Genomic DNA, 7,507 nt, shown 5'->3' on the forward strand with positions numbered 1-7,507 from the left:
AAAAAATCTTCGATTAATTGCCCTAAGCACGGAGTATTTATTCTTGTATTTAACCCCATGTTTCTTAGAATAAACCATATCTACTTCATCTACAGTTATAAACTTTTAAAATAGATCCTCTACCACATTATCTGTAATATCAATATAATTTTGAAAACCTTTTTCACGCTCATGACCAGCTAGTTCTAGCATTTTTATAATTAATTCATATGAATATCTTCTATTATTATAAATACAATATAACCTATCCAAATTATCACCTCTTTATTTTATATTTATCAGACTCATTCGTTGTAAGAATTCTTTCTGGATCTAATGATTTAGAAAACTCATTTAGAATTAAACTATTATCGCTAATTACATTTTTAACATTAGACTTTATTTCGACATTAATTATTGCACAGAAAGCCATTCCTCTGCTTCCATTTGACATATTTTGTTTCATAGTTTCTTTTACTAATGTTCCATCTATTACTGGAGTTACAATGGAAGATATTATTGTACTTATATTTCCTATTTAATAATATAGTTGCAAGCTACAAAGAAAGTCATAATGATTGTATTCCATTATGACTTTCAAATTTAGTACATTTTAGTCTAGACCTAAATTCTATATTCTTACTACATTGGAACTTCAATCTTTAAATATTCTCTTATATATTCTTTAATTTCCCCCTTAGATTTCACTACCTTTTTTGTGTCTATATTTTTAAACTTTTCTTTATATTCTTCTAATGGTTCTCGTGTAATAACTAATTCTTTAATATCATCAAAGTTAACTTCTTTTACAAAATCATGATATCCTTCATCCATTAAGCCTAACTCCTTAGTAACTTTTTCATTTTGTGTGTATAAAACTATTTTGTTTTTTCTAATAACCTCTTGATTAATTACCAAAAGTCCCACATACCTATTCTTGTATTTAACTTCATATCTTTCTAAATAGATATCATCTAATTCGCCTACTGCTACTAGTTTGGAAAAAAAGTCATCTGATACTTTCCCGGTTACTGTTACATAATTTTTAAAATCTTTTTCATTATTATCGCTAATTATTTCTATCTTTTCTTCTAGGGGTTCAAAATAATATTTTTTACCTTCATAAATACAGTATCTTCTTATCATCTCATGAGCATCTTCTTCTAAATACTTTTCTATATATCTTTTAATCTTATTTTGGGGAATTATTATTTTTTCTATTCCTCTGTCTTCAAATTCAAATAAAGGTTTTCGTGTAATTAGTAATTCTGTAATATCCTCGAAGCTAACTTCCTTTTCAAATACAAATTGTTCTGCCATTATGAAGTCTAACTCTTTAGCAACTTTTTCACTATCAGTAGCTAAAAGTATTTTATTCTCTTTAAGTACCTTTTGGCTAATTGCCCTAGGTATAAAATATTCTCCCCTGTATTTAAATTCATGCTCTTCCGAACATATTATATCCAACTCATCTGGTGATACTAGTTTTGAAAAAAGATCTTCAGCCACATTTCCCATAAGATCAATATAGTTTTCAAAACTTTCCTCATCCTCATCACTAATTATCCTTATCATTTCTCCTTCTATATTATAAGAGTATTTCTTGCCTTTATAAATACAATATGTTTTGCCCACTTTATCATCCTCCTATTTTATCTTTATCCACTTTTCTGATTCGTTAGCCCCAAATTTGCTTTTCTTAAATCTAAATTGCTCTATGACTTCTCCCGTTTCAGCATCATGAATACTTAACATGTCACTACTAATCAGTGGACGTGGCTTTTGCTTCAGTTCGGGTAATACAATATTTCTACTTCCCGTAAAACCTCTCCCTGTATATGGATGATTCTCAGGTGTTGGAACATCATTAGGCAATTTTACACTAGAAGGATCCTCTAATCCATATGTGAGTTTCCCATATGTCTTATCTGAATTATCAAAGTTTTTATATACTTTATTAACTTCACAATCCCAGTTAACCTTATATTTTGAGCCTTCATAGTCTAATCGATTACCCTCATACACATTTTCAAGGGTTTTTAATGATTTTGAATGTTCATGAGTTGAAACAAATCCACGTATATCCTTATAATCCCCACGTAAATATTTTTCTGTATCCTCTTGTGGAATGGTTTTATTCATAACAGTCCCTTTTTTTGGTAGACCAATTTCCTGCCTTACTTTATCTACTATCATTTGCTCATCAGCTGTAAGCACTCGTTTTGGATCTAATAATTTAGAAAACTCATCTACAGTCATATCATTATCATTAATTACCTTTTTAACACTATTACTAGTTAATTTTTCAACCTTAGAAATTTCCTTAACATCTTCCGCAGCTTCCACTGGCTTAGCACCAAATCCATTGACATACTCAATATTACCCACAGCATTTATTCCCTTATAAGTAATATTACTAATTCCCATTCCAATTCCCATTGCTATATATGGATTTATATCGTATCTATCCATAAAGGCATTAGATGCTACTGAGTCAACAGTACCAGAGACCATACGTTTAGCTTGAGTTGCCATAACCTGTTCTCCTGGAACATCACTTGCTATTGGAGCCCCCATACTAGAGATTATTGTACTTGCATTACCTATTTTATAATATAGTTCCGGATTAGATGCAAAATAAGTGTCTCTAATTGAATTTACAGCTATTGATTTTCTATATGCTTCCGAAAAAAAGAAGCCATAATAACTTAGGATGTTATGGCTTTCTGAAAAGAATTTATCTCTTTAACCAAAATATATTTTTCTAATTTATTCATGATTCTTATTTTTATATATGCTCTAGTCTAATCTTTGTATACCATGCTCATTACGTATAAAGGTATTAAGTTTTTTGTATTCAACATGTAATACCGATAATATTTACTTTTCTTTCAAATTTAAATCTTATTACCATTTAATCTATTTCAATATTATTATAAGGATCTAATATAGACACGAAAAATTACAGAGAAAGCAATCATAGCCATTATACAGCATTATATATTATTAGTATGTACTACCATATCTATCTAATGAACCATCATTTGGATCAATTATCAAATAATAATCGGTAATTCCATCTTCATCCTTAACCCATCCTATAAGTGGAATATTAGTATATCCAAGCTGACTTGTAAAACTATCAACACCAAATTCATCTTTTGATTTAAAAGAGAATCTTTTGTCCCATCGATGTTATATTCAATCACGTATGGGTTTATATCGTTTCTATCATAATAGAAAACAATTACCAACTTCTAATTTTTAAAATACTTATCGTCACCGATTTCGTATTCTTCAATCTTAATTAACTTAACATTATATACCCAGCTTACTGTTTTTTGGCCGATATCAATATCTTCTTTAAACTCACGCATTACCGCCAATTTACTTCTAACATCATCGACACTATTTATATCATCAAATGCGGCCCATCCTCCTAGCATTGAATCACTTTGCCCTAGTGACATTGCCATCCTAACTTTTGTCTCGACAGTTAATGTATTTGGAACCCCTGGTTCCCCATCCCGCCAAGGATTAGTATCGGTAATCAGCTTTATATAATCTTCTACACTTTTGCCTAGGTCAGATAAAAAGCTATTATTTAGAAGTTCATTCCAAATTTTTTCTAAACCAATTCTAACAGTATTTCTGTTATAGTTAAGCTATTTCTACTTTTCATATTACATTAAGCCAATATTTTTTTCGATATTAGATTATGATTGATTACGCTTAATAAATTGAATTTCATTTTGGAGCCATTCTATATGCTTTTCATATAAATAATCATAGTTCTCCTGTGTATAATACTCTTCAGGGGTAATATTATTATTCCGCCCCTGAAATATATGTGGAGAATCCTCTGGAAATCCTAATCTCACCCATATTTCACCTAAATGCATTAATCCGTCGATTAAATTATCATTTTTACCTTCTATTTCTTTGGCTATAAAAATAGTTCTCCACTTCCTTAATTCTAAATTAAAGTCACTATTTTCATCACTAGCCAATTTTTTTATTAAATAATCAATCTTATCTATGTTATCCTCATATTCACTTGCTAGTTCGCATACAGTTTCATCATAATTATCTCCTTCTAACTTTTCAATCGCAAAATTTAATATATCTTTCACTAACAATTGATCTCGAAACATATCGCTTCCTCTAAATCCTATGTTTATTAATTTCCAAGTTATTATAAAATTGTATTTTTTGAAATCTTCAATTTTAATCATGGTTTTATCGCCACTCCATTCATTGTTCCGCCTTGTATAAACATTCTATGTGTAACCTTACCGTCCTGAATTATCCATTTAAAACGCCCTGCTGCTCCATTTAATGACCCTTCCAATTGATATAATGTAGCATTGCCAAGTGATGTTTTAGTTGCACTTCCCGCATAATTATCCACAAGATCATTAAATCCGTGGGCCTGTGCTCTAGCTGGAAACTCTTGCATTATATAACTCTTTTTGCTTATAGGATCAACTGCATACGTTGGTTTAATACTGTCAACCTTTAGAGCACTCCCTGTTCTTGGACTTTCTAATACATCATTAGTAATAGATTTTATTCTTTCATTATCCATGGACGCCGATTCTACCGGCACCTTCTTAATCGTCTTAACGTCTTCTACCCCATCTACTCCCTTGACATCCGATGCAGTAATACCTAATGTAGTATCCACTTCCATTGATTCTAGCCCACTATAAGTAAGCCCACTAATTCCCATTGCTATATATGGATTTAAATCATATCTATCCATAAGGGCATTAGATGCTACTGAGCAACTGTGCCAGAGACCATACGTTTAGCTTGGGTTGCCATAAGTTTTTCTATTGGGACATCACTTGCTATTGGAATTGCTAATCCTGCCGTAACAATAATCAATCCTGCCAGAGACAACACTGCCTACAGATAGTCAAGATCATAATCAGAATCCATAGCATAGTAGGTAGGAATAAAAGTATTGTTATAGCGTTCAAAAAATCTTCGATTAATTACTCTAAGCACGGAGTATTTATTCTTGTATTTAACCCCATGTTTCTTAGAATAGACCATATCTACTTCATCTACAGTTATAAACCTTTAAAATAGATCCCCTATCACATTATCTATAATATCAATATAATTTTGAAAACCTTTTTCACGCTCATGACCAGCTAGTTCTAGCATTTTTATAATTAATTCATATGAATATCTTCTATTATTATAAATACAATATAACCTATCCAAATTATCATCTATTTATTTTATATTTATCAGACTCATTCGTTGTAAGAACCCTTTCTGGGTCTAATGATTTAGAAAACTCATTTAGAATTAAACTATTATCGTTAATTACATTTTTAACATTAGACTTTATTTCGACATTAATTATTGCACAGAAAGCCATCCCTCTGCTCCCATTTGACATATTTTTTTTCATAGTTTCTTCCATTGAAAGACCTTTTACTAATATTTTCATCTATTACTGGAGTTCCAATGGAAGATATTATTGTACTTATATTTCCTATTTAATAATATAGTTGCAAGTTACAAAGAAAGTCATAATGATTGTATGCCATTATGACTTTGGAATTTAGTACATTTTAGTCTAGACCTAAATTCTATATTCTTACTACATTGGAACTTCAATCTTTAAATACTCTTTGATATGCTCCCTAATTTCCCCTTTAGATTTTATAACTTTCTTTGTCTCTGCATTTTTAAACTTATTTTCATATCCTTCTAAGGGTTGCCGCGTAATTATTAACTCTTGTATGTCATCAAAACTAATGTCTTTTTCAAATCCAAATTGTCCTAATTTTCTAAAGTCAAACTCTTTTGAGATTTTTCTATCATTGGTAAATAAAGTAACTTTATTATTTATAATAATATTTCCCTTAAATACTAAAATTCCAAAATACATATCTTTATACTTAACTTTATATTTTTCCAAATAGATTTTATCTAACTCATCTATTGATACACGTCTTGAAAAAAAATCTTTAGATACCTCTCCAGTAATTTGAAGGTAATTTTTAAAACCTTCTTCATATTCATTACTAATTATTTCTACCATTTTTTCTGCTGATTCAAAGTAATATTTTTTGCCATTATAAATACAATATTTTCTATCCACTTTATGAACTTTTTTATACGAATATTTTTTTATATACTTTTTTATTCTATTTTGAGGAATAACTATTCTTTCTATTTCTCTATCTTCAAATGGAGGTAAAGGTCTTCTTGTAATTAATAATTCTGTAATATCATTAAGACTTACTTCTTTTTCAAATACAAATTGTTCTATTTTTTTGAAATTAAACTTTTTAGCAGTATTCTCATTAAGAGTTAGTAAAATAACGCTATTTTTTTCAGCCATTTCTTTGTTAATGCTCCTAGCCGAAACAAAATATTTATCCTTATATTTAAATTCATGTTCTTCTGAACATATTAGGTCCAACTCATCCGGTGATACTAGTTTTGAAAAAAGATTATCAGCTACATTACCCATCATATCAACATAATTTTCAAAATCTTTTTCCTTTTCATGACTAATTAACTTTATCATATCTTCTTCATATTCATAAGAATACTTCTTGTTTTTATAAAGACAATATGTATTACCCACTTTATCATCCCCTTATTTTATTTTTATCCAGTCCTCCTTTAGCTCATCAAATCTAAACTGTTGTATTACTTTTCCTGTTTTAGCTTCGCAAATACTCAAAATATCACCATCCATATAATCACGCTTAACCTGCTTTAATTCAGGTAATACAATATTTTTACTTCCTGTAAATCCTTTTCCCGTGTATGGATAATTCTCTGGTGTAGCTATATCTTCTGGTACTTTTACTTCTGAAGGACTATATAATTTATAATTAATTTTTCCATATACTTTATTTGGATTTTCTGAAGAATTAAGCTTTCCATTCACTTCACAATTGACTTTAAACTTTGTTCCTTTATAATCAAGCCTATTACCTTCATATACACTTTTAAGTTTTTTTAAAGATTTTGAATGTTCATCAACTGAAACAAATCCCTTTACCTCGTATCTATCATTAGAATTCTCATTTAAGTATTTTTCTATATCTGCTTCTGGAATAATCTTAGTCATAACAGTCCCTTTTTTTGGTATTCCTATTTGCTGTCTAATTTTATTTACTATTTCTTGTTCATAAGGTGTAAGTACTTTATCTGGATCTAACAATTTAGAAAACTCATCTACAGTCATATCATTATCATTAATTATTTTTTTAACACTATTACTAGTTAATTTTTCAACCTTAGAAATTTCCTTAATATCCTCTACTCCATTCACTTCCTTACCACCAGACGCAGTAATACCCATTGTAGTATCTACTTCTATCGAATTTATTCCCCTATAAGTAAGCCCACTAATCCCCATTCCAATTCCCATTGCTATATATGGATTCATATCGTATTCATCTATGAGAACATTTGATGCTATTGAACCGACTGCACCAGATGCTAGGCGTTTAGTTTGAGTTGCCATAACCTGTTCTCCTGGAACACC

The 7,507-nt window shown here is 29.7% G+C and carries 10 protein-coding genes; all 10 read right to left on the minus strand.

Annotation, left to right across the window (positions count from 1 at the left end; translation table 11 throughout):
* Nucleotides 1-105: 105 nt before the first annotated feature.
* Nucleotides 106-252 (minus strand): hypothetical protein, encoded by a 147-nt coding sequence (locus VK071_11635; GenBank protein HLR35962.1) that lies wholly within the window; start codon nucleotides 250-252, stop codon nucleotides 106-108.
* 4 nt (nucleotides 253-256) lie between these two features.
* The gene (locus VK071_11640) at nucleotides 257-433 is read right to left on the minus strand and encodes a hypothetical protein (protein HLR35963.1); all 177 of its coding nucleotides are present in this window, start codon (nucleotides 431-433) and stop codon (nucleotides 257-259) included.
* Nucleotides 434-621: 188 nt separating this feature from the next.
* A complete protein-coding gene (locus VK071_11645; protein ID HLR35964.1) occupies nucleotides 622-1,614 on the minus strand; it encodes a hypothetical protein in 993 nt (330 codons plus the stop codon).
* A 12-nt stretch (nucleotides 1,615-1,626) separates the two neighbouring features.
* On the minus strand, nucleotides 1,627-2,556 hold the full coding sequence (locus VK071_11650; protein ID HLR35965.1) for a hypothetical protein: 930 nt from the start codon (nucleotides 2,554-2,556) through the stop codon (nucleotides 1,627-1,629).
* Nucleotides 2,557-3,236: 680 nt separating this feature from the next.
* A complete protein-coding gene (locus tag VK071_11655) occupies nucleotides 3,237-3,455 on the minus strand; it encodes a hypothetical protein (GenBank protein HLR35966.1) in 219 nt (72 codons plus the stop codon).
* A 240-nt stretch (nucleotides 3,456-3,695) separates the two neighbouring features.
* On the minus strand, nucleotides 3,696-4,214 hold the full coding sequence (locus VK071_11660) for a DUF2247 family protein (protein ID HLR35967.1): 519 nt from the start codon (nucleotides 4,212-4,214) through the stop codon (nucleotides 3,696-3,698).
* On the minus strand, nucleotides 4,211-4,744 hold the full coding sequence (locus tag VK071_11665) for a hypothetical protein (GenBank protein HLR35968.1): 534 nt from the start codon (nucleotides 4,742-4,744) through the stop codon (nucleotides 4,211-4,213). Before VK071_11665 ends, VK071_11660 begins: the two co-directional genes overlap by 4 nt.
* Before the next feature lie 474 nt (nucleotides 4,745-5,218).
* A complete protein-coding gene (locus VK071_11670) occupies nucleotides 5,219-5,446 on the minus strand; it encodes a hypothetical protein (protein HLR35969.1) in 228 nt (75 codons plus the stop codon).
* A 153-nt stretch (nucleotides 5,447-5,599) separates the two neighbouring features.
* Nucleotides 5,600-6,595 carry a hypothetical protein gene (locus VK071_11675; GenBank protein ID HLR35970.1) on the minus strand — a complete coding sequence of 332 codons (996 nt, stop codon included), beginning with the start codon at nucleotides 6,593-6,595 and terminating at the stop codon, nucleotides 5,600-5,602.
* Between the two features lie 12 nt (nucleotides 6,596-6,607).
* A partial coding sequence (locus VK071_11680; GenBank protein ID HLR35971.1) for a hypothetical protein occupies nucleotides 6,608-7,507 on the minus strand: 900 nt, incomplete at its 5' end.

The sequence above is a fragment of the Tissierellales bacterium genome (genome assembly GCA_035301805.1).
Lineage (GTDB): Bacteria > Bacillota > Clostridia > Tissierellales > DATGTQ01 > DATGTQ01.